The organism is Microcoleus sp. PH2017_35_SFW_U_B (genome assembly GCF_020737865.1).
In the GTDB taxonomy this organism is placed as follows: Bacteria; Cyanobacteriota; Cyanobacteriia; order Cyanobacteriales; family Microcoleaceae; genus Microcoleus.
This window is the reverse complement of record NZ_JAEQDE010000062.1, coordinates 15,373-38,904: the sequence shown is the minus strand read 5'-3', so window position 1 is coordinate 38,904 and position 23,532 is coordinate 15,373. Positions and strand designations below refer to the sequence as shown.

General features: G+C 46.0%; 21 protein-coding genes. 12 read left to right on the top strand and 9 right to left on the bottom strand.

Features of this window, described 5'->3' with window-relative positions; all coding sequences use genetic code 11:
* Positions 1 to 151 precede the first annotated feature (151 nt).
* Positions 152 to 1,321, top strand: coding sequence for an RNA-guided endonuclease TnpB family protein (locus JGK36_RS17745; protein WP_293174389.1), 1,170 nt, complete (start codon positions 152 to 154; stop codon positions 1,319 to 1,321).
* Positions 1,322 to 1,375: 54 nt separating this feature from the next.
* Here the strand turns inward: JGK36_RS17745 and JGK36_RS17740 are convergent, their stop codons facing one another.
* Complete coding sequence (locus tag JGK36_RS17740) at positions 1,376 to 2,380, bottom strand: phosphoribulokinase (RefSeq protein WP_293174286.1); 1,005 nt, start codon at positions 2,378 to 2,380, stop codon at positions 1,376 to 1,378.
* A 634-nt stretch (positions 2,381 to 3,014) separates the two neighbouring features.
* Here JGK36_RS17740 and petH point away from each other — a divergent pair.
* Positions 3,015 to 4,223, top strand: a complete 1,209-nt coding sequence (gene petH, locus JGK36_RS17735; RefSeq protein ID WP_293174283.1) for a ferredoxin--NADP reductase — start codon at positions 3,015 to 3,017, stop codon at positions 4,221 to 4,223.
* Between the two features lie 1,285 nt (positions 4,224 to 5,508).
* On the opposite strand, the gene JGK36_RS17730 is transcribed toward petH, so the two are convergent.
* On the bottom strand, positions 5,509 to 9,138 hold the full coding sequence (locus JGK36_RS17730; RefSeq protein WP_293174280.1) for a CHAT domain-containing protein: 3,630 nt from the start codon (positions 9,136 to 9,138) through the stop codon (positions 5,509 to 5,511).
* Between the two features lie 243 nt (positions 9,139 to 9,381).
* Between JGK36_RS17730 and JGK36_RS17725 the strand changes: the two genes are divergently transcribed.
* Positions 9,382 to 9,624, top strand: a complete 243-nt coding sequence (locus JGK36_RS17725) for a hypothetical protein (protein WP_293174278.1) — start codon at positions 9,382 to 9,384, stop codon at positions 9,622 to 9,624.
* 280 nt (positions 9,625 to 9,904) lie between these two features.
* On the opposite strand, the gene JGK36_RS17720 is transcribed toward JGK36_RS17725, so the two are convergent.
* Positions 9,905 to 11,176, bottom strand: a complete 1,272-nt coding sequence (locus JGK36_RS17720) for an aspartate aminotransferase family protein (protein WP_293174276.1) — start codon at positions 11,174 to 11,176, stop codon at positions 9,905 to 9,907.
* Positions 11,177 to 11,304: 128 nt separating this feature from the next.
* On the opposite strand from JGK36_RS17720, the gene JGK36_RS17715 reads away from it, so the two are divergent.
* On the top strand, positions 11,305 to 12,579 hold the full coding sequence (locus JGK36_RS17715; RefSeq protein ID WP_293174274.1) for a ribulose bisphosphate carboxylase small subunit: 1,275 nt from the start codon (positions 11,305 to 11,307) through the stop codon (positions 12,577 to 12,579).
* A gap of 170 nt (positions 12,580 to 12,749) precedes the next feature.
* Here the strand turns inward: JGK36_RS17715 and rbsK are convergent, their stop codons facing one another.
* Positions 12,750 to 13,685: a ribokinase gene (gene rbsK / locus JGK36_RS17710; protein WP_293197157.1), complete on the bottom strand. Its 936-nt coding sequence runs from the start codon at positions 13,683 to 13,685 to the stop codon at positions 12,750 to 12,752.
* A 341-nt stretch (positions 13,686 to 14,026) separates the two neighbouring features.
* On the opposite strand from rbsK, the gene nblR reads away from it, so the two are divergent.
* From nblR to JGK36_RS17695, 3 genes are all read left to right on the top strand, one after another.
* Positions 14,027 to 14,722, top strand: coding sequence for a response regulator transcription factor NblR (gene nblR, locus JGK36_RS17705; RefSeq protein ID WP_293174270.1), 696 nt, complete (start codon positions 14,027 to 14,029; stop codon positions 14,720 to 14,722).
* 229 nt (positions 14,723 to 14,951) lie between these two features.
* Positions 14,952 to 15,467: a DUF192 domain-containing protein gene (locus tag JGK36_RS17700; protein ID WP_293174386.1), complete on the top strand. Its 516-nt coding sequence runs from the start codon at positions 14,952 to 14,954 to the stop codon at positions 15,465 to 15,467.
* 905 nt (positions 15,468 to 16,372) lie between these two features.
* On the top strand, positions 16,373 to 16,588 hold the full coding sequence (locus tag JGK36_RS17695; protein WP_293144219.1) for a DUF2949 domain-containing protein: 216 nt from the start codon (positions 16,373 to 16,375) through the stop codon (positions 16,586 to 16,588).
* 55 nt (positions 16,589 to 16,643) lie between these two features.
* Here JGK36_RS17695 and JGK36_RS17690 read toward each other — a convergent pair whose 3' ends face one another.
* On the bottom strand, positions 16,644 to 17,801 hold the full coding sequence (locus tag JGK36_RS17690; RefSeq protein ID WP_293174268.1) for an alanine--glyoxylate aminotransferase family protein: 1,158 nt from the start codon (positions 17,799 to 17,801) through the stop codon (positions 16,644 to 16,646).
* 73 nt (positions 17,802 to 17,874) lie between these two features.
* Positions 17,875 to 18,120 (bottom strand): DUF5340 domain-containing protein, encoded by a 246-nt coding sequence (locus JGK36_RS17685; protein WP_293144225.1) that lies wholly within the window; start codon positions 18,118 to 18,120, stop codon positions 17,875 to 17,877.
* On the opposite strand from JGK36_RS17685, the gene JGK36_RS17680 reads away from it, so the two are divergent.
* Positions 18,119 to 18,376 (top strand): hypothetical protein, encoded by a 258-nt coding sequence (locus JGK36_RS17680; protein ID WP_293174266.1) that lies wholly within the window; start codon positions 18,119 to 18,121, stop codon positions 18,374 to 18,376. The two genes, JGK36_RS17685 and JGK36_RS17680, sit on opposite strands and share 2 nt — an antisense overlap.
* A 478-nt stretch (positions 18,377 to 18,854) precedes the next feature.
* Here the strand turns inward: JGK36_RS17680 and trpC are convergent, their stop codons facing one another.
* The gene (trpC, locus tag JGK36_RS17675; RefSeq protein ID WP_293197156.1) at positions 18,855 to 19,772 is read right to left on the bottom strand and encodes an indole-3-glycerol phosphate synthase TrpC; all 918 of its coding nucleotides are present in this window, start codon (positions 19,770 to 19,772) and stop codon (positions 18,855 to 18,857) included.
* 86 nt (positions 19,773 to 19,858) lie between these two features.
* Here trpC and JGK36_RS17670 point away from each other — a divergent pair, with 86 nt between their 5' ends.
* Both JGK36_RS17670 and JGK36_RS17665 read left to right on the top strand, forming a co-directional pair.
* Positions 19,859 to 20,278 (top strand): element excision factor XisH family protein, encoded by a 420-nt coding sequence (locus JGK36_RS17670; RefSeq protein ID WP_293189314.1) that lies wholly within the window; start codon positions 19,859 to 19,861, stop codon positions 20,276 to 20,278.
* Positions 20,263 to 20,655, top strand: a complete 393-nt coding sequence (locus tag JGK36_RS17665) for a XisI protein (protein WP_293189316.1) — start codon at positions 20,263 to 20,265, stop codon at positions 20,653 to 20,655. Before JGK36_RS17670 ends, JGK36_RS17665 begins: the two co-directional genes overlap by 16 nt.
* A gap of 83 nt (positions 20,656 to 20,738) precedes the next feature.
* Here the strand turns inward: JGK36_RS17665 and JGK36_RS17660 are convergent, their stop codons facing one another.
* On the bottom strand, positions 20,739 to 21,164 hold the full coding sequence (locus JGK36_RS17660) for a transcriptional regulator (protein ID WP_293189318.1): 426 nt from the start codon (positions 21,162 to 21,164) through the stop codon (positions 20,739 to 20,741).
* A gap of 361 nt (positions 21,165 to 21,525) precedes the next feature.
* Positions 21,526 to 21,822, bottom strand: coding sequence for a type II toxin-antitoxin system Phd/YefM family antitoxin (locus JGK36_RS17650; protein ID WP_293189322.1), 297 nt, complete (start codon positions 21,820 to 21,822; stop codon positions 21,526 to 21,528).
* 187 nt (positions 21,823 to 22,009) lie between these two features.
* On the opposite strand from JGK36_RS17650, the gene JGK36_RS17645 reads away from it, so the two are divergent.
* Complete coding sequence (locus tag JGK36_RS17645) at positions 22,010 to 22,885, top strand: hypothetical protein (protein ID WP_293189324.1); 876 nt, start codon at positions 22,010 to 22,012, stop codon at positions 22,883 to 22,885.
* An 11-nt stretch (positions 22,886 to 22,896) separates the two neighbouring features.
* A complete protein-coding gene (locus JGK36_RS17640; protein ID WP_293189326.1) occupies positions 22,897 to 23,526 on the top strand; it encodes a DUF1822 family protein in 630 nt (209 codons plus the stop codon).
* Positions 23,527 to 23,532 lie beyond the last annotated feature (6 nt).

Genomic DNA, 23,532 nt, shown 5'->3' with positions numbered 1-23,532 from the left:
ACAAGGGTATGGCTTTTCTAATTTTGATAATTTTAGAAATCGCGTATTAGCTTGTTTCTTGCATTAGATAAAATTATCACCATAAGTTCTGGAGAGCCAAAACATACAACACAGAGCTAATATCACAAAAGACGTGTTAGGCTGTGAAGATATGGAAAAAGCCTATCGCTACCGATTCTATCCCACCAGCGAGCAAGAAAACCTCTTGCGACGGACAATGGGCTGTACCCGGCTAGTGTACAACAAGGCTTTGACTTACCGCACGGAATCTTGGTACGAACGCCAAGAAAGAGTTGGCTACAGCGAAACTTCCTCTATGCTGACGAACTGGAAGAAAGAGGAAGAACTTGATTTCTTGAATGAAGTTAGCTGCGTACCTCTTCAACAAGGCTTGCGCCACCTTCAGACAGCGTTCACCAACTTCTTTGCAGGACGAGCCAAATATCCTAATTTCAAGAAAAAGCATAACGGTGGCAGTGCTGAATTTACCAAATCTGCCTTCCGCTGGAAAAACGGACAGGTATTTTTGGCTAAATGTAACGAGCCACTACCTATCCGCTGGAGCAAACAAATTCCCCAAGGGTGCATTCCGTCTACGATTACAGTGAAATTAACGCCTGCTGGGCTTTGGTTTGTATCCATATTAGTAGACGACTATAAAATCCAACCATTTCCAAAAACAGATAAAACTATCGGATTGGATGTGGGGATTACGAGTTTGATTGCTACTAGCGACGGCGATAAAATCGCCAATCCCAAACACTTTAAGAGACTTCGCAAAAAGTTAAAAAGAAAGCAAAAAACGTTAGCACGCAAGCAAAAGGGAAGCAACAATCGGGAAAAAGCCCGGAGACAGGTGGCAAAAGTCCACGCACAGATAGTCGATGTGCGTAAAGATTTCTTGCACAAGCTAACGACTCAACTCGTTCGTGAAAACCAAACGATTGTAGTTGAGGATTTGGCTGTCAAGAATATGGTGAAAAACCATAAGTTAGCTCTTGCCATCAGCGATGCTAGTTGGGGTGAATTGATTCGCCAGCTAAGTTACAAATGCGATTGGTACGGGCGTGAATTAATAAAAATAGACCGCTGGTTTCCCAGCTCTAAGCGCTGTGGAAACTGCGGTCACATTGTTGAGAAATTGCCGTTGAATATTCGCGAGTGGGAGTGTCCCAAGTGCGGGACAAACCACGATCGTGACATCAATGCTGCAAAGAACATTTTGGCGGCTGGGCTAGCCGTTTCAGTCTGCGGAGCAACTGTAAGACCCGAAGAGAGTAAGTCTCGGAAGGCTGGTGCTATGAAGCAGAAACCCAATTAGCGATGATTGGGAATCCCCGCACCTTCAGGTCGGGGTGGATGTCAAGTCAGAGTTCTAAACACTAACAGCAACTTTTGATTCTTTTGCAGTCAACTTTTCGTAAGTCGCCCGCATCTTCAATCCCACCAATACTTGGAATAAACCAGTTCCATTGTTGGAACCAGGATATTCGCGGTGTTGGAGTAACAGGTGAGTCAACTCGCCTTCGTATTTCGCAGAAGTCTTGCTCAAGTGGCTTTCGATGTAAATCACTTCTTCGAGATTCTCGAACTGACCGTCTACTTCCAAAATCGAGACTTCGTGGCCGTAGAAAGCATCTGGGCCGTAGTACATCTTAATTCCGGGATAGGAACAAGTCAGTTTGCGGCCGCAAGGAATCCAGTTAATTGTCGAACCTTCGTCAAACAAATACGCAGGTTCAAAGTTGGCGATACCTTCGCGCTGGATCATTTGGACGCGCAGAACCTTCCGTTCTTTGTCATCTTTGATCAAGTTAGTCGGCAATACTTGAATTACCACGTCAGCATATTGCTTTTGTGGGTCGATGTACGCTGTGAAATCTGGTTTGCGAGCATTGATCGCAAACAGCACGTCTTCGTAACGGTGGCCCCGTTCCGCCATGTCGCGCTGGATTTTCCAAGCAATTTTTACTTCGTCGCTGATGTCGAGGTAGACGCTGAAGTCGATGAGATTTCTCACTCGCTCGTCGTAAAGGGGGTGCAACCCCTCAATCACAATCACGTGATTCGGCTCTACCCGCTCAGGAGGATCGAGCAGACCGGTTTCGTGGTTGTAAATCGGCTTGTCTATTCCCCGACCTTCTTTGAGCGCTTTCATTTGCTCGGCCATCAGGTCAAAATTGTTCGCTCTGGGGTCAAGGGCGGTAATCCCTGTTTCCTTGCGTTGCTTGCGATCGAGACAATGATAGTCGTCAAGGCAGATTACAGTCACGAAATCCTCCCCGAACAAATCTGTCAATCGGCGCAAAAAAGTAGATTTTCCGCAGCCGGAGTCTCCGGCAACGCCAATTAAAACCACGCGATCCGGCTTACTGGTCATAGTTTCCCTCTAACAAAATCACTGTTTACTAAGTAACTGAAGTCTAGATTCCAAAAAATTTCAGCCCGCAGGTAGCTACAAGCAGGCTTTCTGCGGGTTTGCTACCCCGAGAGGATCGAGGACTAACCAGCATACAGCAGTCAGTTGACTGCCTGTCCGGGAAGACCCAAGCAATCTTCAAGGCAAGAAATTAATACTAACTTTAGTGGTTAATCTTACCAGAATGCGTCCGCCCCCTACAAGCTCAACGTCATTTAGCTAAATCCTACTTTCAGCAAGACAGCATTTAAATTGTATATTTCTTGAGCCGTATTCCCCTCTCCCCCTCTCCCCCTCTCCCCAAATCAGAACGAGTTATCGGGGCAGATCCCCCGATCGGGTAAAATATTGGCAGTACGCAGACAACAATAGCTATAGGTCAACACCTGAATGCAGCCGGGCGAGACCAAGGGCGGCGATCGGCTAATCGGGAATTAGAGGCAGAGCGATCTCAACTTGACACTCCCGCCTGCGCGGCAATGCCCAAAGATTCGCGCGGGCAAATTAGTCCAGGTGGCCTTAAGAAAAAAGTAAATTGAGTCTAACGTCACATTCTCTTTCTTTATAACTCTGTATCGTGAAGGACAAGCAACAAATGTACAGCCCAAGCATATCTGGTGTAGCGGCCAACTCAGAATCAGGCAGCCGCATCTTTGTTTACGAAGTGGAGGGTATGCGTCAGAGCAAAGCAACTGACGAAACAAATCACCCGATTCGCCGTAGCGGCAGCGTGTTTATCTCCGTGCCTTACGATCGCATGAATCAGGAAATGCGCAGAATTGCTCGCATGGGTGGCAAAATCGTCAGCATCCGCCCCTCAAACGGCGCTCCCGAAACTACTAATGGCAAAGTCGCACCAGAAGCAGGGCTACAGAGTCAGAAATCTGGAGAAAAAACTAAGCCCATGACTCAAGCAAAGGAAAAAGTTCAGGTTCCTGTTAACCTCTACAAACCGGCCAATCCCTATATTGGTAAGTGCATCTCTACAGAAGAAATGGTCAGAGAAGGCGGCGACGGCACAGTTCGTCACGTCACTTTCGACATTTCTGGTGGCAATTTGCACTATCTAGAAGGTCAAAGTATCGGGATTATTCCCGATGGAACCGATAAAAACGGTAAACCTCACAAAATTCGACTTTACTCGATCGCCTCTACCCGTCACGGCGACAACCTCGACGACAAAACTGTCTCTTTGTGCGTTCGCCGGCTGGAGTACAATGACCCGAAAAGTGGCGAAAGAGTATTCGGCGTTTGTTCGACTTTTCTCACAGGTTTGGAACCTGGGGCTGATGTCAAAATCACCGGCCCGGTAGGGAAAGAAATGTTGTTACCCGATGACGAAGATGCCACCGTGATTATGATGGCTACTGGTACGGGTATTGCTCCTTTCCGCGCTTATTTGTGGCGGATGTTTAAAGAAAATAATCCTGGTTACAAGTTCAAAGGTTTAGCTTGGCTGTTCTTTGGAGTTGCTTACACTCCCAACATTCTTTATAAAGAAGAATTGGAGCAATTGCAGCGCGAATTCCCCGATAATTTCCGCTTAACTTATGCGATCAGCCGCGAGCAAAAGACTGCTGACGGCGGTAAGATGTATATTCAAAACCGGATTCAAGAGAACGCAGACCAACTGTGGGAATTGGTTCAAAAGCCGAAAACTCACACTTACATCTGTGGTTTGAAGGGCATGGAAGGCGGCATTGATGAGGGAATGTCTGCTGCATCTAGCAAGCACGGCATTGACTGGGCTGGCTATCAAAAACAGTTGAAGAAAGAGCATCGCTGGCACGTTGAAACTTATTAATGTGTAAAGTGATTTAATCTGATTTGTAGGGCGGGCTTAGGCTTGCCCTATTTTTTTAAGAAAGAGTTTTCAGCCCACATTCCGCAGTTCTGGCTTTGATGATTAAGGTTTTTCATATATTCACTGTATGAAAAACATCTGCGCCTACCTTGTCTACTTTTGGTATCATTATTGTCAGATTTTTGAGATATACAAGAATTTTGAATTTACAGATATTTCCTAATATATTCATTTGTGGAATCTTTGAGCTAATTTGCCATAAATTAGATATCACAATTCCGGCAACATGATTTTTGCCTTGCTAATTATTGGGATTTATTCAACTATATTCTCAGGTTTATTTTCATCCTTATCCATCTTCAACTATTAAAAAATATTCACTGCAAACGTTTCCTAAATAATTCAATATATCCCAATACGGTTTACTTAGAATAGTCCGAAGAGAGGAACGTTAGCTTTCGCGATCCGAAGGAAAGCAATCTCCGTATCTATTTCTCATAGGGTTTTACCCTCAGGGCGGTCTTAAGTAAACGGTATTGCAATATATCCTGTTTTTTGTTAAGTTGCTCACCTGTTCGGCTCCATTTAGATTGACTAAGTGTACGGCTTAAAACATCTGAAATACCGACCGTATTGTCGGTTTATTTGTTGATTTCTTAACCTAATTTCTCATACTAGAGCGTCGGTACAGTAGAATATTTTGACAAAAAGAACGAAATATGTATTATGTAGGGGTTCTCGCATGAGGGCGACAGTAGATCGCGATCGCCAACCATTTTTTTTGTCCTCATGCAACGCCGGACCAAGGTCTACATCAACATACATACTATGCCGAGGAGTGTCAATTTCTTTTACTGAACCGACGCCCTAGTATTCCTAAATAGCCTAAATTTAGGACTGTTATCGCTCCTTCATCACTCTCAGACAGTAAAAATATGACCATAATTTGATAATGCTTATCTAGTATGGCTTTGTGGAGCGATTTTCTAACACCTTCCTTTGTTGGGATCGTTTGGGAAGAGATCCTTTGCTGTCGTGTCTTCGAGAATTTACTCTCATGAAAGTGACGAAAGAGCGTTATGGCTCCTTGAGGATCATTCATGGTTTTTACCTCTTTTATCCTGACTCAATATTTTTTAACCAAAAAAGCCTGAAATGCTTGCTGGATAAATATTTCAGGCTTGAATATTTCAACTTGACAACCATCAATTCTGTTTAAATATCTGCGGAATCTGGGCTATAATTAATGACAACTGTCAACTGTCAACTATCAACTGTCAACTGACTAAACTCCAGCAGCAGTAAAAGCTGCCCAGTGATAAGGATTGGCAAAAGGACAGGGTTTGCGGTTGCGAATTTGCTGTAAAGATGCTTCAGCAATCAGGCGAGAACTTTGTGAAAGCCGATCGAACATTTGCGAAATTTGAGGCTGAAAATCCGCCAGCAACACCTCCAATTCCTCGCCTGTCAAATCCCGCAGCCACCTTTGAGCCTCCGCAAGCGATCGCGCCACATCTCCCACTTGCAATCGAGGAAAACGCCCGAGATTTTCATAAAACTTGCTCGTCAGCAGCAGCGTTGAAACATCATTCACTTTCCACAGGCTGCTGACAACACTAGATGTGCCAGCATACAACAAACCCGCGGACAAACCGACAAAATCTTCAGTACCGCTGACTGAGCCTGCTGCAATTTCGCAAGCCGATAAAGTAACTAAAAAGTATTGCCGACAATCGAAATTAAAAATTTCCTCCAAAGTCATAGTATCATTTCTCACAAATACGCCTGATTTGAGCGGGAAAGCGAAATCAAGCACGCTCAAACAAGCAAAGTGAGCGCATTTTTTCTGCTGCACTTGTCCTATTTTCGCGGATGAATTCCCATCATTTACAGATATCGATCGAGAAAAAGCCTCTTTAATTGCTGGCTTCTGCCGCAAAATTTCTGTACTGGAAAAACACTGGGAAATATTGCCGATTTCCAGGTTGCTGTAAAGCGCATCTCTGCTGAAAGTGGGAACTGCCAACAGGTGCTGCAAATTCGGTCTGTAGCGGCCGATAGCTGCGCTGCGCGCGATTTGTCTCAACCGCAATAGCTGGCAGCTAGGAGCATAGCGAATTCCTCCGGCAAATCGATCGATCAAATAAGCAGGAGGAGGTGAAATTTCCCCAAAGGACGAACTGTGAGAAAAATCCGAACTGTTGTGCGTATCCAACAGATCGAAACCGCTGCGATCGCCGCCATGAGACCTGAAAATTGCCCCGGTGTCCTCCAACCCGTCTCTCACCCCCAAAGGCAAAGCATGGAGCGGCAAAGCGTGCAAAAATCGGTGCGGCACCACAATTAGCCGATCGCAATTTTCCGGAATCAGCGCCACCACTCGATCGATTTCCAACAGCGCGGCCAAGCGTTTGAGGCGAGCCGGGAGATGATTGATCCAGCGACCTTTTTGCTCGGAATAAGCGCTGAGGTACTCTCCGGCCCAAGTTTCGGCAGCTAAAGCATTTCCCGCCGCACAGAGGTGAACGGCGGGATATTCTGCACTCTTCACCACCACAAAAGCCACTACCAAATCCTCCAAACTCGCCCACACCACAGCAGCACAATTGGCATCAGGCAACAATTGGCGAATTTGCTCGAAAGTAATGGGTTCAACTTTGCGAGCTAAGCTGAAGAAAGGGTCGTTTGCCTGCACCTCGCGCGCAATCAACCCATCAAACTGCCGCCACAATTGATTTAAGTGCATAAAATCGGAGTTCGGCATCAGAGAACCGCTGTTCAAACCAGGGCTGTCGCCCTCAGAAATCAAGCTAGTGCTGGGTTCGGGTTGTCGCTGTTGTTGCTGCCGCTGTTCCCTTGCTATTTCCAGTTGCAATGACTCCAACTCGCTGCGTACCGCTGCCGGAATGTCGCCTTTTGGGGTCAGGGGGGATTTAACCAGGAGTTCTACCAAATTCCGATTTTTGTGGCGTTCAGCGTATTCCAGGGCTTTAGCGTAATATTCCGGCTGGCCCGGGCCGAGTTCTAGGCAAACTTGTACGAGGGATTTATAGAGTCCTCTCCAGGTGCTGACTAATTTGGCTTTTGAGTTACTTCCCCGATCGCCCAAATCGGCCGCATCAACCCCAACTTCGCTCCGCAAGAACTCCACAGTATCGACAGCAGTAGTAAAAACGCCGTAGGCGCGCAGCAACTCGCCTCGCCTTCGGTAAGCTTCACCCAAATAAAATAAAATTTGTGCCCAACGGTGGGGATAGGTTTCGCGAGTGTAGATTTGGCCGGCACTGTGATAGCAGGCGATCGCGCTTTCGATGCGAGACGAGTTTTCCGTCTCCGTCAGTTCCGAAAAAGCTCGGCCCAGATAAATTTGCAGCATGGCCCAGCGGTGGGGAGATCCGTGTTTGGTGTAGACTTGGGCTGCATTTTGATAACAGGCGATCGCGCTTTTGAGATTGCGGTTTTTTTCGCCTTTCACGTGTTGGCTGAAAGCGCGTCCGAGGTAGGCACAGAGCATTGCCCAGCGTTCGGGAGTTTTTTGGCGGTTGCAAAAGAGCAAAGCATTTTGATAGCAGGCGATCGCCATTTCCAGATTTTCCGCTTTTTCCCCTTTCACCCGCAGACTGTAGATCCTGCCGAGGTAAGTTTGGATCGAACCCCAGGCTTCGGGAAATTTGATGCGAGTGTAGACTTGCAAAGAATTTTGAAAGCAGGTGAGTGCCATTTCCAGATTTTCGACTCCTTCGCCCTTAATTCGATCGATAAACACCCGGCCCAAATTCCTTTGAGTCGTCGCCCATTGCAGCGGAAAAGCTTCCTTAGTCCGCACTTGCAAAGCTCTCTGGTAGCAGTTGACAGCGTATTCGAGATTTTCTGCCCGATTCCCCCGCAGGAAATCATAGTAAGCATTTGCTAAATTATTTTGAGTCGTCGCCCAGCGCCGGGGAAACATCTTGCGGTTGTAGACTTGCAAGGCATTGTGGTAGCAAACGACTGCCTGTTCGAGATTTTGGGCTTTGTCGCCCCGCAGTCGGCGGCTGTAAGCGCGGCCGAGATTGTTTTGAGTGCTTGCCCAATCTCCTCCGAAACCCTCGCGGTTGCGAACTTGTAGGGCGTTTTGATAGCAGGCGATCGCAATTTCGAGATTTTCGGCCGCATCTCCCCTGAGGCGCTCGCTATAAGCGTTTCCCAGATTGTTTTGCAGCGTCGCCCACTGTTCCGGGTACTGTTCGCGAGTTCGCACTTGCAGGGCATTAGCAAAGCAAGCAATGGCTTGTTCGATATTTTGAGCCTTATCGCCTTTGGGGCGATCGGTATAAGCATTGCCCAGATTATTTTGCATGACTGCCCACTCTTGGGGAAAGTCTTTGCGGGTAAACACCTTAGCCACGGTTTCGTAACCGGCGATTTCGATTTCCAAGTTATTCGCCTTGCTACCGAGGGGAAACCGCCCAATTTTGTTGCTCAGATTGCCAATTAGGGCCGCAATGCGCCTCGCCTCTGATTCTGGGGCAGTAGGGAGTACCAAAGTTGCCCAGCGGCGCAGCAAATCTGCGAAATTCTGGTCGAGTTTGTCTAAATTGTTTCTCAGCAGCGCGTACACGTGCTGCGAATCAGGGTTGCGCGCCACTGCTTGCAATACTTCTGCTAAAAAAGCCAGATATGCTGCCCCGGTTCCGGGCAATTTAGCATTGCTCTTAGCAGATTCTAAGGGTGCGATCGTCCTTTGAAAGAATTTTGCAGCTTTGAGCAAGCTGTCTCGTGTCAGTGCCGGCTCTTCCAAGTAAAGCATTTGCACAAACTCAAAGTCGATCGACTTTGAGTCAGTCCTCAAAATCAAATCTATTCCTGAGTCCACAGGATTTTCCAGCAGCGCTCGGAGCATATTAACATCAGTTTCGCGACGCTGTTCGTCCATCGTGCATTCCGCCGAACTATTAACGATAGGATTGCTGCTTCTGTGCAGCCAATGAAATTAGGAACTGTTTCAATTTGGCTCTCGAACCGGAGGTAGGAGTCTCCGACGGATTATAGACCTTAAAGGATGAAATCAGTTAAACCAGGATTCACAAGTGGCAACAGACAGGCTGATAGCGAGATTAGCACCTACAATCACTAATAGTATTATTGTGCCCGTTGTCTTTAGCCAAATTCCGGTCTAATGCGTCGTCAGTGTTTCGGGGCGGGTTTCACAGACAATATTCGAGTAGAGGATAAAACTCAATTTTATCTTGAGATATTTTTTGTGTCGATCGGGATTCAAAAGCGGTTAAAAATTCCCAACCGGGAGTCTATTAACTTTAAGACTTATCTAGAAGTATTAAAAAAACCCGGTTTTTGCAGCATACACATCGTCACAGCGCAGTGTATTTGCCTAAAAAACTGGTTTCCGGGCAAGTCCTAAACTGGATAAAACCCGCCCCGACAGACTTGCAGCGGGGCGGGTTTACTTTTACCCTGATAGGGACTGATATCATGTCCGGTCGATTACCATAACAAAAACGGTTTGTAGTGCGCCCGAAAGTCCGCTCTGATGCTGCGGACTTCAGTCCGCACTACGAACGCATCTGATTGCGATGATCGAACACGACAGGAGGCTAAGAAACCGGGTTTCTCAGGAATAGCGCCTCTGCATATTGCGCCAGTTGCAGCGCTACAGCTCACAAAAATCAACCCAGTAGATTTTAGTGTACCGCTTGAGAGCGCAACGCTTCCTCAACGGCAAGCAAAGCCCGATCGACTTCAGCAGCAGAAACAATTAGAGGTGGAACAAACCTCAACACCTTCGGCCCGGCGGGAACCAACAGCACACCAGCGGCGATCGCAGATTTAACAATATCAGCCGATGTCAGTGCAATATCAGCCTGCAATTCCAGCCCGACAATCAAGCCCCAGCCCCGCACCTCAGCAATCAAATTCGGATATGCAGCCGCCAGTTGGTTGAGGCCAGCTTTCAACTGTGCTCCGCGCTGTTGGACGTTTTCCAGCAGGTTTTCCCGTTCTAAAGTTTGGCACACGCACAAAGCGACAGCACAAGCAAAAGGATTGCCGCCAAAAGTGCTCGCGTGACTTCCCGGTTCAAACACATCGCAGTGAGACTTGCACAGCATAGCGCCGATCGGAATACCGCCGCCCAATCCCTTCGCAGAGGTAAAGATATCCGGTTCAATCCCGAGATTTTCGTAACCCCAATATTTACCGCTGCGTCCCATCCCGACTTGCACTTCGTCGAGAATTAGCAAAATCCCTTTTTCGTCGCAAATTTCCCGAATCCGTTGGAAATAGGCGATATCTCCGGGACGAACTCCCCCTTCACCTTGCAGCGCTTCCAGCATAATTGCAGCGACTTGGCGTTCATCTTTGTCGAGTTGCTCGATCGCCAGTTCGATCGCACTAATATCATTGTAAGGAACATAGTGAAATCCAGGAACCAACGGACTAAAACCCTTCTGATATTTAGGTTGTCCCGTCGCCGTAATCGTCGCCAAAGTCCGCCCGTGGAAACTAGCAACAGCAGTAATTATGGTCGGATTCGAGATATTTAATTGTTCGTGGGCGTACTTGCGCGCCAGTTTAATCGCCGCTTCATTAGCTTCCGCACCCGAGTTGCAAAAGAAAGCTCTGTCCGCGCAAGAATGATCTACAAGCCACTTTGCCAGCTCGCCCTGTACGGGGATGTAGTAAAGATTAGAAACGTGGTGCAGCGTCTGAATTTGCTGAGTTACCGCTGCCACCATCGCCGGATGGGCGTGTCCCAGAGTGCAGGTAGCAATACCCGCCACAAAATCGAGATATTCGCGGCCCTCGGTATCCCAAACGCGACAGCCGAGGCCTCGTTCCAGGGCGATCGCAAAACGCCCGTAAGTAGTCATTACATAACTGTCGAAGCCCTCAGAACTGAACAAACTGGCTTCGGCTTGCACGCTTGGTTCTTTTAGTAAGGTTTCTGGACTCACGAATCGCTCCTTAACACATAATATGTAGAACTAGATTGTACGGTAAAAATCCAGCTTCGCGTTGCAGGCTGTTAATTTTGTCATAAAATTGTAACAGTAACAGCAATAAATCCCTCACAAATCTACTGATGAGTTATTACATTTCTCCTAACTTTCTCGATAAAGTTGCGGTGCACGTCACTAAGAACTTTTTAAATTTGCCTGGGGTAAGAGTTCCCCTAATTTTGGGAATTCACGGCCGCAAAGGAGAAGGTAAAACATTTCAAGCCGAACTGGTTTTTCGGCGAATGGGCTTTGAACCGGTGATGATATCTGGTGGAGAATTAGAAAGTCCCGATGCCGGAGATCCGGCGCGTTTAATTCGTTTGCGCTACCGCGAAGCTGCGGAGCAAATTCGAGTGCGGGGCGAGATGTGTGCAATTTTTATTAACGATTTGGATGCCGGTGCTGGCAGGTTCGATACTACGACTCAATATACTGTAAATACTCAGATGGTCAATGCCACTCTGATGAATATTGCGGACAATCCCACTAACGTGCAGTTACCGGGAAGTTATGACAGCACGCCACTGCACCGAGTGCCGATTATTGTCACCGGAAATGACTTTGCTACGCTTTACGCGCCGCTGATTCGCGACGGGCGGATGGAAAAGTTTTATTGGGAACCCAGCCGGGATGATAAAATTGGGATTGTCAGCGGAATTTTTGAGTCTGACAATTTGTCACAAACCGAGATAGTGGGTTTGGTAGATAATTTTGCAGATCAGGCGATCGACTTTTTTAGCGCTTTGCGATCGCGCATTTACGACGAACAAATCCGCGAATTCATCCACAAGATAGGAATCGAGCAAGTTTCCAAGCGTTTAGTCAACACTCTGGAAGCACAGCCAGATTTCCCGAACCCTAATTTCAGCCTCGCTCATTTATTAGAAATGGGTAGTTCAATGGTTGGTCAACAAAAGCGGGTACAGGAAATGCGCTTGGTAGATGAATACAACCAATCACGGCTGTTTAACGTTCCTGGAACTGTCAATGTCCCGGCTGTGGCGCCAACACAAAATCAACAAAACGACCCCTCATCGAAATATTATAAGGCTTATGTCGAGCCAACTTCAACTATTAGTAACAGTAAAGCTGCGCGGCTGAGCGGCGAGGTATTGGAACAAGTGCAACAGTTATTAGCAAGGGGCTGCAAAATAGGGATGGAATATGCAGACAATCGCCGATTTAAAACAGGTTCCTGGCAAAGTTGTGCGACAATTAAAACGGCACAGGAAAAAGATGTGGTTGCATCTTTAGAAACTTGCTTGGCGGAACACGGCGGGGAATACGTGCGGCTGATTGGTATCGATCCAAAAGTCAAGCGCCGGGTAGTTGAAACAATTATTCAGCGGCCACAGTAGGCTGTGCTTCGGGGCACCTTACAAATTCAAGAAGACTTGGCGGTTGAAACCGCGTCTATACAAGCAAAACCCGCCTTCGCGGGTTGAAGAGTGGGCAGTTAAAATTATGTTATCCTCTTCAGTCCGCGAAGGCGGACATCGTTTGTGTAGATGCGGTTTCAACCGCCGTCTTATCTAAATTCTGCTGCTAAATTATGCTGCAAAAATTTATCAAAAGTTGTGCGATCGGGCATAGCAACCTGAGCACCCACCTTAGTTGCACACAGAGCACCCGCTGCACAGCCCCACACCACCGCCTCCGACAGCGATCGCCCGCCATCTAACGCCGCAGCCAACCCACCGTTAAAAGCGTCGCCAGCAGCCACTGTGTCGATCGCCCTCACAGCAAAAGCAGGCACAAAAAAGCTCTCATCCGCAGTCACAGCAACCGCCCCGCGATCGCCCAATTTGACAATAACATTCTCGACACCGCGCTGCTGCAACTGTTTGGCTGCCCGAATCGCCGTTTCTGTGTCATTCACCGGAAAACCGAATAACTGTCCAGCTTCCACTTCATTCGGCGTGATGATGTCGATTAGCGGGTAAAGGTCGATCGGCAAATCCCCCGCAGCCGGTGCCGGATCGAGAATCACTCGCACCCCCAATTCACGGGCGACTTTCGCAGCTTTTTGAACAAATTTCAGCGGAATTTCTAACTGTAACAGCAAAGATGTAGCTTCAGACAACACTTTTTTAAGACGTTCTATATCTGCATCACCAACATTATTATTTGCACCCGGAATCACAATAATATTATTTTGACCGCTATCGTCTACGGCAATAATTGCCACACCTGAATGAGTGCTTTTATCTATTAATACATTTTCTGTATTCAAACCATAGGATTGTAAACTTGTCAATAATTCTTCAGCAAATTTATCGTTGCCCACACGCCCGATCAGGTGAGTCGAAGTTCCAAGACGCGACGCTGCTACGGCTTGATTTGCTCCTTTACCGCCGCCGGCAGTGAAAAAATTGCTACCGATGATAGTTTCCCCAGGTTGCGGCAATCTGGGAGTTTTTGCTGCGAGGTCAATGTTGATACTGCCAAATACAATGAGGCTCATGGATTGTTGAATTGGGTAATTGGTAATTAGGTTTGTAGTGAGGACTTCAGTCCTCTGAGTTTAATATTGAATTTGGGCATTGGGAATTGGGAATTGGGAATTGGGAATTGGGAATTGGGAATTGGGAATTGGGAATTGGGAATTGGGAATTGGGAATTGGTAATTGGTAATTGGTAATTGGTAATTGGGAATTGTCATTGGCTTATCTTGCTTATTTCATGATTTTTCCATCTAACTGTCAACTGACAACTGTCAACTGACAACTGTCAACTGTCAACTGTCAACTGTCAACTGTCCCCTGAGACGTGCTAGAACTGGTATGGTCTACATCGGTCAATGCAATGGCTGCACTCACTCTCGATCGCAATCCCTGTGTCCTGCTAGTAGAAACAGACGAAGTTCTCGCCGGACACTTAAGTCTAGACTTAAAATCCTCCGGCTACGAACCAGTAATAGCTTCTAGTATCGCCACAGGCCAACATTTAGCCCATAAATTGCAGCCAGCTTTGATTGTAATCGATCGCATACTTGGCCCTGAATCGGGGCTGTCGCTGTGTTCTCACCTCCGAAGTGGTGGCAATCGGGCGCCAGTGCTATTATTGATCGGTCGCGATACAGTGGACGATCGCGTGGCTTGTCTGGAAGCTGGCGCAGATGATTATTTTCTCAAACCTTACCGCACTGAGGAGTTTATGCAGTTGGTGCGCTTGTATTTGCAGCCGGATAACACCAGCAGCGAACAACTGAGGTTTGGTGATTTAGTTTTGGATTTGGCGTCTAGGCGAGCTCTACGCAACGGACGGGCGATCGACCTGACGATGAAGGAATTTGAACTGCTAAAGTATTTGATGGAACATCCCCGCGACGTTTTGACTCGCGAACAAATTCTAGAGAATGTTTGGGGTTACGACTTTTTGGGTGAGTCGAATGTGATTGAGGTTTACATCCGCTATCTGCGTCTCAAAATTGAAGATGAGGGCGAAAAGCGCTTGATTCAGACTGTGCGCGGTGTTGGTTACGTGATGCGCGAAGCTTGAAGTCAGTTGACAGTTGACAGTTGTCAGTTGACAGTTGTCAGTTGACAGTTGTCAGTTGACAGTTGTCAGTTGACAGTTGTCAGTTGACAGTTGACAGTTGTCAGTTGACAGTTGTCAGTTGACAGTTGTTAAAAAGTCCCATTCCAATTACCAATTCCCAATTCCCAATTACCAATTACCCATTACCAATTACCCATTACCAATTCCCCATTCCCAATCTAAAATCTTTATGAGTTATTTAACTAATTTCCTAAATATTGGGGTAATTATATTTTTGCTTGGATGTTCGCCGGCTTTACCTGTCGCAAATTCTGGTGTTACTGGTACTTTGGCGTCGCAGTCTCCGACGGCGACAACATCCGGTCAAGTTTTGCCTGTTTCTGCTAGAGCTCGGATAGCCGATCGCCAGATCGAACTTGAAGTCGCCAAAACATCCGAACAACAGGCTATGGGTTTAATGTACAGAACTTCTTTGGCCGATGACAGAGGAATGCTGTTTGAGTTTAAACCCGCGCGCTGGGTCAATTTTTGGATGAAAAATTGCAAGATTTCTCTGGATATGATTTTTCTGCGGGATGGAGTCGTGACAGCCATCGCAGCAGAGGCACCTCCTTGTACAGCCGATCCTTGTCCCACCTACGGGCCCGATACTGCTGTCGATCGAGTGATCGAGATCCGGGGCGGCCGGGCTGCTGAACTTGGTGTCAAAGTGGGCGATCGGATTGAAATCGAGTTTTTCCAGTAACACTTCGGACATTTTCAGGGCTTACACATGGGGCTAGAAACCCGGTTTCTAGGTGTATTTCTGGTTCCCAGTCGCAAAATTTAGTAGAAACCCGGTTTCTGAAGTCACTCCCCCTCTCTCCCCTCTCCCCCTCTCTCCCCTCTCCCTTTCCCGCTGAGTTCGGCTTCCAGAAAACCTCAAAAAATTAATAAACTTTACAAAACTTGATAATATCTGTTAAAGTATTAATGTAAGATACAGCACAAAGACCAAAAGATTTGCTACGATGTCAATCTGAGTTCGTCTGGGCTTGAGCTTGTTTGCAGAAGCTGTAGATTGTTAGTTCCAGGTATGAGAGGAGTCAGCGACTCGTTACCAATCCTGAGAGACGATGCTTAGCCGATCGGGCTCCTGGCACGAAAAGAAATTCTCTGGAACTTCTGGCGCCAAACCTGAATCTACTAAACCTGTCGGAAGTAAGATGCTACAAGCCAAATTAAGTGGCAAAGTTAACTTAAGGTAGCAAGGTCGGCTGCGATCGACATATCTGACCAAATATTGCCGAAGTAGATTTGCGGATTCTGCACTTTCGCAGATGAAGTTAAACTCTGAACAACAGTGCAATTAGTTTAGGTAGCAGAATTTCTTCAGATTCGCGTTGCACAATACCGAGGTATTCAGTTTAAGTTCGATCGCGCTCAACAGGCGATCGGGCAGACAGCAGCAAAAGTGCAAAACCTTTCACTTCTGGGGAAAGGTTGGCTTTAGAGTCACACTCAGCAGTAAATTTGGGATTTTCCACAACCGCTAATACTGTTTTAACAGCTATCGACGGCCAAGAGACAGATTTAAAACTGGCTTATTACTAATCAAAAACATCAGGTTCGCATCAGAAAATGGTGTCCTATACATGGAGACAAAATCACATGGCACCCGCTACATACACTAGATTAATTCGATTTTTACAAGAAGATTTGGCAATCTCTCCCGCGTCCATCGCTGTCGCCGAACGTGTTGGCGGTGACGAAAAACGGCAGCGAGATCGAGACCCTAATTCCTTGCCGATGGTTCTGTGGCAGTACGGTTTAGTCACTCTGGAACAATTGGATAAAATCTTTGATTGGTTATCCCAAGCCTATTAAAAGGATTTTAGATTTGAGATAAAACCCAAAATCCAAAATCCTTTAATAACTAAGATTAAGATCCAGCTAACTCTTTCGCAGCAGCGGCGATACCGGCACCAGGAAGGCAGCCTTCATGACCCAATTCTTGCAACACGACTTCCAAAGCGGAAATTGCTGCTAGAATATCGCGATCGCACACAAAGCCCAAATGACCGATGCGGAAGATTTTACCTTTCAAATGGTCTTGTCCGTCGGCGAGAGCAATATCAAACTTCTTTCTCATCAAAGTTCGCACTTTTTGAGCATCTACAGACGCAGGCGGCATAACTGCGGTAATGGCAGGACTGGCGGCATCATCAGCAGCAAATAATGGCAAACCCAAAGCTTTTACAGCGGCGCGAGTAGTTGTCATCAAGCGCTTGTGTCTGGCGAAAACGTTTTCCAATCCTTCGCCTTTCATTATTTGCAGCGATGCTTGCAGCGCAAAAAACATATTGACTGGCGGAGTAAAAGGAGTCGTATTTTTGGCAGCGTCTTTGCTATATTTACCCAAATCTAAATAATAGCGGGGCAGTGTGGCAGTTTTGTAAGCTTTCCAAGCCTTAGGACTAACGGCTACAAAACCCAAACCCGGGGGAATCATGTAAGCTTTCTGAGAACCAGAAGCAATCACATCTAGCCCCCAAGCTTCCATTGGCACGCTGACAGCACCTAAACTGGTGACAGCATCAACCATAATTAAAGCTTCGCCGTGGGCTTTGACGTGGCGGTTGATGGTTTCGAGGTCATTCAGGACACCGGTAGAGGTTTCTGAGTGAGTGACGATGACAGCTTTGATTTGCTTCTCAGTATCTGCTTCGAGTTTTTCGCGGAAGTCTTCGGGGTTCAAAGGTTGACCCCACTCAGCTTTGACGATTTCGGCATTTAAACCGTAAGCTTGTGCGACTTCAGCCCAGCGTTCGCCAAATTTACCATTGCATCCGACTAAAACTCGATCGCCCGCACTCAAGAAATTAATTATCCCAGCTTCCATCGCGCCGGTACCGGAAACCGTCAAACTCAGTACGTCGCCGCTGGTTTGGTGCAGCCATTTGAGATTTTCGGTACATTCGGCAAAAATCGCGTCAAATTCCTTGCTGCGGTGGCCCATCGGGTGTTTTGCCATTGCTAGCAAAGCCGCTTCCGGCACCGGTGTAGGGCCGGGAATCATCAGCATTAACTTGTTGTCCATTATGTCGTCCTAACTTTTTCGATGGGAGTTCTACAGAATAAATCAAATACGATCGGTTGGTACTCTAAGTTTTTTAACTTTTAATGCCAGTATGGTTAGTTTCATTTAAAGACCAACGGTATTCTACTGCCAAGTTCGATCGCTCGCAGCTTTGTTCTAATTGCTTTTGAATGGCAAGGGCTTTACGCAGGGTAATAATAAGTTGGTGAACTTGTTGCTGTTGGGGCGATTGTGGACTGACAGCAAACATTGTTTTGCGTTCTAACAATTGAAGTAACAATTCATAATGAATGTACGAAGGAAGGGGAATTGGCTCCATGAAAGCTAACATACCTCAGCGAACCGATACCCCATTGCAAGTGCATGGGGCATCACAGGTGAACATTAGATGCCCGACTTCTTATTTGTTTTCTAACCTTACAAAAACCCCTGCTTTGCCGATCGAATATTCGGGGCTGGGTGCGTTGGTAACGCTAAATTTTGCGATCGACTGGCGACAGCGAATAGATTTAATTGCTTTCTGGCAAAATATTTCTCTGCAATATAGCTTTGAGTGCTATTTTTTTTGCAGTTAGGCGCTTGAGTCGATGCAGGCTAGAATTTCTGATTATTTACCTACTCAATCATTTTTTATCAGAATTCGGGGGTGTTTTTGAACTAACCCCACCGATGAATCGGGGGGATTCGTGCGATTCCAATAAAGGTTTCACACAGGCGTGTTCAATGCGCCGCTACCCACTCAGTCTAGATTACTCTAAACTTTGCGTATACTTTTATGCTTCTATCGCTTGGAAAGTCCATCACTCTGCCAGGTTGGTACGCTCGACATCCTGCCATTATTTGCCCTTTAACTGTTCCGAATCGAAGTCGGATATGTCCGTTGCCTGGATTTCTCAGTACTAGGATGTTTCGTCGCGTAGATGGTTGCTCCTACTCGCTTGAATCTATTGTACCACGGCGGCTAAAGCCGTGCAACCCCTTCTAGGCGGTTGAAACCGCTACCGACTTATCCCCATGTCTCGCATCGAGGGGCCCGGCGGGCTCGTTCTTTGGTCAAGCAGTCTCGCCTTTGGTGATGGGCGGATGTGTCTTGGCAAGGGAGGCTAAAGCAGCACCCGGATCTGGCTGCTTGACTAGGGATTCGCCGATGAGGACGGCTTGGACTCCGGCGCTGGCAACTTGGGTGAGGTCGTCGGCTGTATGGATTCCTGACTCGCTGACGGTGAGGATGTTTTTTCCTTGAATTTCGGTTTGGCGCGAGGCTAATAGTTGGCTGGTGGTTTCTAGACTGACGGAAAAGTCTTCTAGGTTGCGGTTGTTGATGCCGATTAGGTTGACTCCTTCTAGGGTTAATACTCGATCGAGTTCTTCGAGAGTGTGAACTTCTATTAAGGCCGTCATCCCCAAAGTCTTGACAATTTTCACAAAGTATTGTAAGTCTTTGTCAGATAAGATGGCAGCGATTAACAATACAGCATCGGCGCCGCTAATCCGGGCGAGATAGATTTGGTAAGGATAGATAATAAATTCTTTGCAAAGTAAGGGCAAATCGACGGCGGCACGGATTTTAGCGAGGTTGTCGAAACTGCCTTGAAAGAACTTTTCATCGGTGAGTACGGAGATGCAACTGGCGCCGTTTTCTTGGTATGCTTGGGCGATCGCCACGGGATCGAAATCTTCGCGAATTACGCCTTTGCTGGGGGAAGCTTTTTTGACTTCTGCGATGATTGCTGGTGTGGTTTTACCGTTTTTGAGTGCGCCGAGGAAGTCGCGGATCGGGGGTGCAAAGGGGAGTCTTTTGTGAAGTTCGGCTAAAGGCGTGCGATCGCGCTTTTGGGCTACTTCAGCTTCTTTTTGCCAGACAATTTCTTCGAGGATGTGCCGGGGTTTGGAGTCGGGTACGGCGATTTCGTAGCTGAGGTAGAGTACGGAGACTGAGGTGCTGGGCGGACGGCGGCGGATTTGGAGCATGATAGGGGGGATAAAGGGCGATCGCAACAAGTTTCAACGTATTATATAATGGTTGCAGTAAATCCTCCTAATCTGAGTGCTAATGCGTGTCAGCTAAAGATATTTATCACGATACAGTTAAGCGTGCCCTACAAAAGGATGGGTGGACGATTACTCACGATCCATTTCCCATGCAGATTGGTCGCAAACGTTTATCTGCCGACTTGGGTGCAGAGCGTCTAATTAATGCCGAAAAAGGAACCGAAAAAATTGTTGTTGAGGTCAAGAGTTTTGTAGGGCGATCGGATGTAAGAGATTTGGAACAGGCTTTGGGACAGTACGTTCTTTACCGCCAAGTGCTTAATGCAATGCAGAGCGATAGAAAACTTTATCTTGCTATTTCTGAGGAGGTTTTTAATAGTGTATTTGCCATAGAATTAGGGGAAGTGTTATTGGAAAATCAGATAGTTAAACTGATTGTTTTTGATAAAAAGAGTGAGGCAATACTTCAATGGATACCAGATTGAGATACCAAAAAATTATCAAAACCATACTTCAGGAACACGCTAACTTCCGCAATACTATACCTGATGGCTATCATTCTCAACTGTTATTTGATGATGAACGAGGAGGATATTTAGTTTTGGATATTGGTTGGAATGAGAACAAGTACCTTCACGCCACACCAATCCACCTCGATTTAATCGGCGATAAAATCTGGATTCAATATGATGATACCGAAGAAGGTGTGGCTACCGATTTACTAGCAGCAGGTGTTCCTAATGAAGATATTGTACTCGGTTTTCGCCATCCTCAAGTGCGGCCGTACACTGAATTTGGAACTGGCTTGAGCTGCAAAGATGAAGAAATTGTTGCTGAATCTGCTGTTATGCGATCGGCCTAAGCCGATAGATTATTCGGCGATTGAAATCGCGTATAACCAAACGAAATCCGCCGCCGTGGACTAAGAGATATGAGAGATTGCGATTAATCAAACAGAAGCAAGCCCGGATTTACATGAAAAAACTTTCCCAAAGCCTCAGCTTGTTTATTGGTAATTTCTAGCTGGTTATTAATGATTTGAGTTACTATCTCAATTGTGCCAATAATTTCTACTAAATCCGCTGGCTGTAGATTTCTAGCATCCATCAAATGAAGAAGTCTTGAGTGGGGAGTTGAAGCATTTATTTGATAATGTGTTTCTTCAAAATCCTCAATTAATTTGACTAAGAGTTCTAGGAGAGTGTCTTCTTCGGGAGTTAGATTGTTCCGAGAAAGCAAGCTTTCAACTATTTCTAAAAATATCTCGTTTTCATCTTCATTTTTGATAATGCGCGGTTGATATTGAGATAGCAAGCTGCTGTACCTGTCGGAGTCAAAAGTAAGGGTCATTTTTCCAGTTGTTTTTGTCATATTCTGCATGAGTCAAAATGTACTTGATATAAACAATGCTATCCCGTAAAAATCGCACTTTTGGGCGACCAAAATCCCTTCGCTAACCCGCAAGTCCGCCGGGGGTTGAAAACCCCCGTCTCATAGCGAAAGTCCTCTAAAAGAGGACTGAAAAGTCAATGCAATAAACAACGGTCGATCGCTCAAAACCTTAATTTTGGTAAAAGGTCGATCGCACATTTCTAAGTTACCGATAATTCACTGTAGGGAAACGGCATTTCGGGCTAGTCTTCGTAATGATAGCGAGCTTGGAGACAATCAATTCTATTCTCGCTCACTAAGTAAACTATTCTCCGGTTCAGGGGTTTCTTGTGGCTGTTGTTTACGCTTCTTCGCCAAGTCCTAACTCCTGGCGTAATTCTCTGACAGTCTGAGGTTTGACAATTCTGGCTTGTGCGTCTTTCAGGGCGCTTAACAGGCGATCGGCGTTTTTGGGCGATCGCAGCAGGTAGACTGTCTCTATTAAGCTTGCCAATTCGTCAGCGGCAATTAAGGCTACGTTTTCGCCGTCTTTGCGGGTGATGATGATGGCATCGCGATCGCTGATGACTTGTTCGCACAGTTCCTCAAGATTCGCTTGAGCTTCAGTATAGGTGACTTGGATTTGTGTGAGTGACATGGTTTTTGGCTTACCAATACTAAGAATATTATAAAGGCGATCGCAGGACGGTGACATATTGGGAGCATGATAGGGGATTAAGGGCGAGTGCAACAAGTTTCAGATTTTTTGCTCAGATGTCTATTGCAGTTAAAATAGTTTATATTAAAAAGCAATCCACATTCAAGAACGCAGACGGCAAAAAAAGATGGAAGGTTTTACTCTGGGGGCGGTTGTGACCGGAATTGCAACCAACATTTTGGCACATTATCCTGATTGGGTTGTTTGCAAGGGCGTCAAGTCTTTTGTTAATTATTTGAAACAAGATGATAAACTGATCAACCATCACCTGCAAAAAGCGCTTAAGTCTTCCTTGCTATCAGCTCTCCAAAACATTGCCAGAGAGTGTGAGAATCAATTAGTCGGACTTGATCCGAAAAATATGTTGATGGTGATGGTAGAACATCCCCCAGAACCATCTTATCCACCCGAACGCGAACAGGATATTAAAATCCTGAATGATAAGTTGATTCGGCTGGGAAAGGAATTGGGGAAAATCAAGAAATTAAAAGATATTGAACCACTAATTGACTCCATTGAAGAAATTTCACTTTTGCTGACACCAGAAGGGGAGTTAGCTAAGGAGCGAATAAAAAAAATCAAAGATGACCTGATAGCTGAGGCGCTGCTCCGGTATGGTGATTTGCCTGAATGTTACAGAGCCAAAGTCAGGGAAGTTTTATTTCAAAGGGTGTGCGAACAATTTTCTGCTCAAATTAAATACGTGCCAGAGGTTCGCAGAATTTTTCAGGCACAGTTATTAGCTCAAGTTCATGCTAATTCAGCAGAACAACAGCAAAAAACTCAAAAAACTGTAGATGATTCTATGTCTATACTTTTATCAGAAATGGGAAACCTTAAAAATACTGTGCAGCAAGTATTAAATCGCAGCGACGAGCATCCACCTATTCAAAAAATGGAGTTAGAAAAATGTGCTGAGGGTACATTAGTATTGAAGTTATCAATTGATAATATTTCTGCACAAAGGTTAACAGAAATCGTCCAGTATTTACAACGAGTTTAGGAATAAAATTTATGGATATCCGCAGAATAGAAGCAAACGATGAAGATTCAGTGAATCTGGTTTTGGAAGGTTCACTAGAGCAGTGGCAGCGGATTGAGCAACTGTTTAAATCCGGGCAATTGAAGGAAATATTAGGAATTACTGTTGATGATGTGCAGCTAACTTTACCAGTAAAGGAAGAAGCTGTTGTACCTAGTGAAACGCTAGTAAACTTGAGTCAGTGGCTTCAAAATGTCGTTGACGATATCTGGAAAACTGTACAAGAAGTTTTGGATGAGCCAAGAGTTGAGCTGATGTTTAGTGGCAGATCCGCTAGTTCTAAGGCTGTCCTAAAAGCACAGCAGATTGTATTGGGAATGCCACCGAATAGTCATTCTTTAGCCTTGGTAGTTGCTGTAAGCCAAAAGCCAAGTCAAGAAAGGGATATCTGTCTGCAAGTGCATCCCATTGGAAGCAAAAATCTCCCAGAAAATCTGAGCTTTGTGGCAATTGATACAACATCTGGTAAAACTATCGTGGAAGACAAGGCTGGAAATTATAGAGAATGGATTCAATTAAATATTGATGGCCAACCAGGAGAAGAATTTAGCATAAGAGTTGAACTCGGCGATCTAAGTGTTGCACAAGATTTTATAATTTGAATAGTT

Bases quoted from the DNA above. Each gene is read 5' to 3' on its own strand.
- JGK36_RS17745 (WP_293174389.1), top strand. From the start codon at position 152: ATGGAAAAAGCCTATCGCTACCGATTCTATCCCACCAGCGAGCAAGAA.
- JGK36_RS17740 (WP_293174286.1), bottom strand. From the start codon at position 2,380: ATGACCAGTAAGCCGGATCGCGTGGTTTTAATTGGCGTTGCCGGAGAC.
- petH (WP_293174283.1), top strand. From the start codon at position 3,015: ATGTACAGCCCAAGCATATCTGGTGTAGCGGCCAACTCAGAATCAGGC.
- JGK36_RS17730 (WP_293174280.1), bottom strand. From the start codon at position 9,138: ATGGACGAACAGCGTCGCGAAACTGATGTTAATATGCTCCGAGCGCTG.
- JGK36_RS17725 (WP_293174278.1), top strand. From the start codon at position 9,382: ATGCGTCGTCAGTGTTTCGGGGCGGGTTTCACAGACAATATTCGAGTA.
- JGK36_RS17715 (WP_293174274.1), top strand. From the start codon at position 11,305: ATGAGTTATTACATTTCTCCTAACTTTCTCGATAAAGTTGCGGTGCAC.
- rbsK (WP_293197157.1), bottom strand. From the start codon at position 13,685: ATGAGCCTCATTGTATTTGGCAGTATCAACATTGACCTCGCAGCAAAA.
- nblR (WP_293174270.1), top strand. From the start codon at position 14,027: ATGGCTGCACTCACTCTCGATCGCAATCCCTGTGTCCTGCTAGTAGAA.
- JGK36_RS17700 (WP_293174386.1), top strand. From the start codon at position 14,952: ATGAGTTATTTAACTAATTTCCTAAATATTGGGGTAATTATATTTTTG.
- JGK36_RS17695 (WP_293144219.1), top strand. From the start codon at position 16,373: ATGGCACCCGCTACATACACTAGATTAATTCGATTTTTACAAGAAGAT.
- JGK36_RS17690 (WP_293174268.1), bottom strand. From the start codon at position 17,801: ATGGACAACAAGTTAATGCTGATGATTCCCGGCCCTACACCGGTGCCG.
- JGK36_RS17680 (WP_293174266.1), top strand. From the start codon at position 18,119: ATGAAAGCTAACATACCTCAGCGAACCGATACCCCATTGCAAGTGCAT.
- JGK36_RS17685 (WP_293144225.1), bottom strand. From the start codon at position 18,120: ATGGAGCCAATTCCCCTTCCTTCGTACATTCATTATGAATTGTTACTT.
- trpC (WP_293197156.1), bottom strand. From the start codon at position 19,772: ATGCTCCAAATCCGCCGCCGTCCGCCCAGCACCTCAGTCTCCGTACTC.
- JGK36_RS17665 (WP_293189316.1), top strand. From the start codon at position 20,263: ATGGATACCAGATTGAGATACCAAAAAATTATCAAAACCATACTTCAG.
- JGK36_RS17660 (WP_293189318.1), bottom strand. From the start codon at position 21,164: ATGACAAAAACAACTGGAAAAATGACCCTTACTTTTGACTCCGACAGG.
- JGK36_RS17650 (WP_293189322.1), bottom strand. From the start codon at position 21,822: ATGTCACTCACACAAATCCAAGTCACCTATACTGAAGCTCAAGCGAAT.
- JGK36_RS17645 (WP_293189324.1), top strand. From the start codon at position 22,010: ATGGAAGGTTTTACTCTGGGGGCGGTTGTGACCGGAATTGCAACCAAC.
- JGK36_RS17640 (WP_293189326.1), top strand. From the start codon at position 22,897: ATGGATATCCGCAGAATAGAAGCAAACGATGAAGATTCAGTGAATCTG.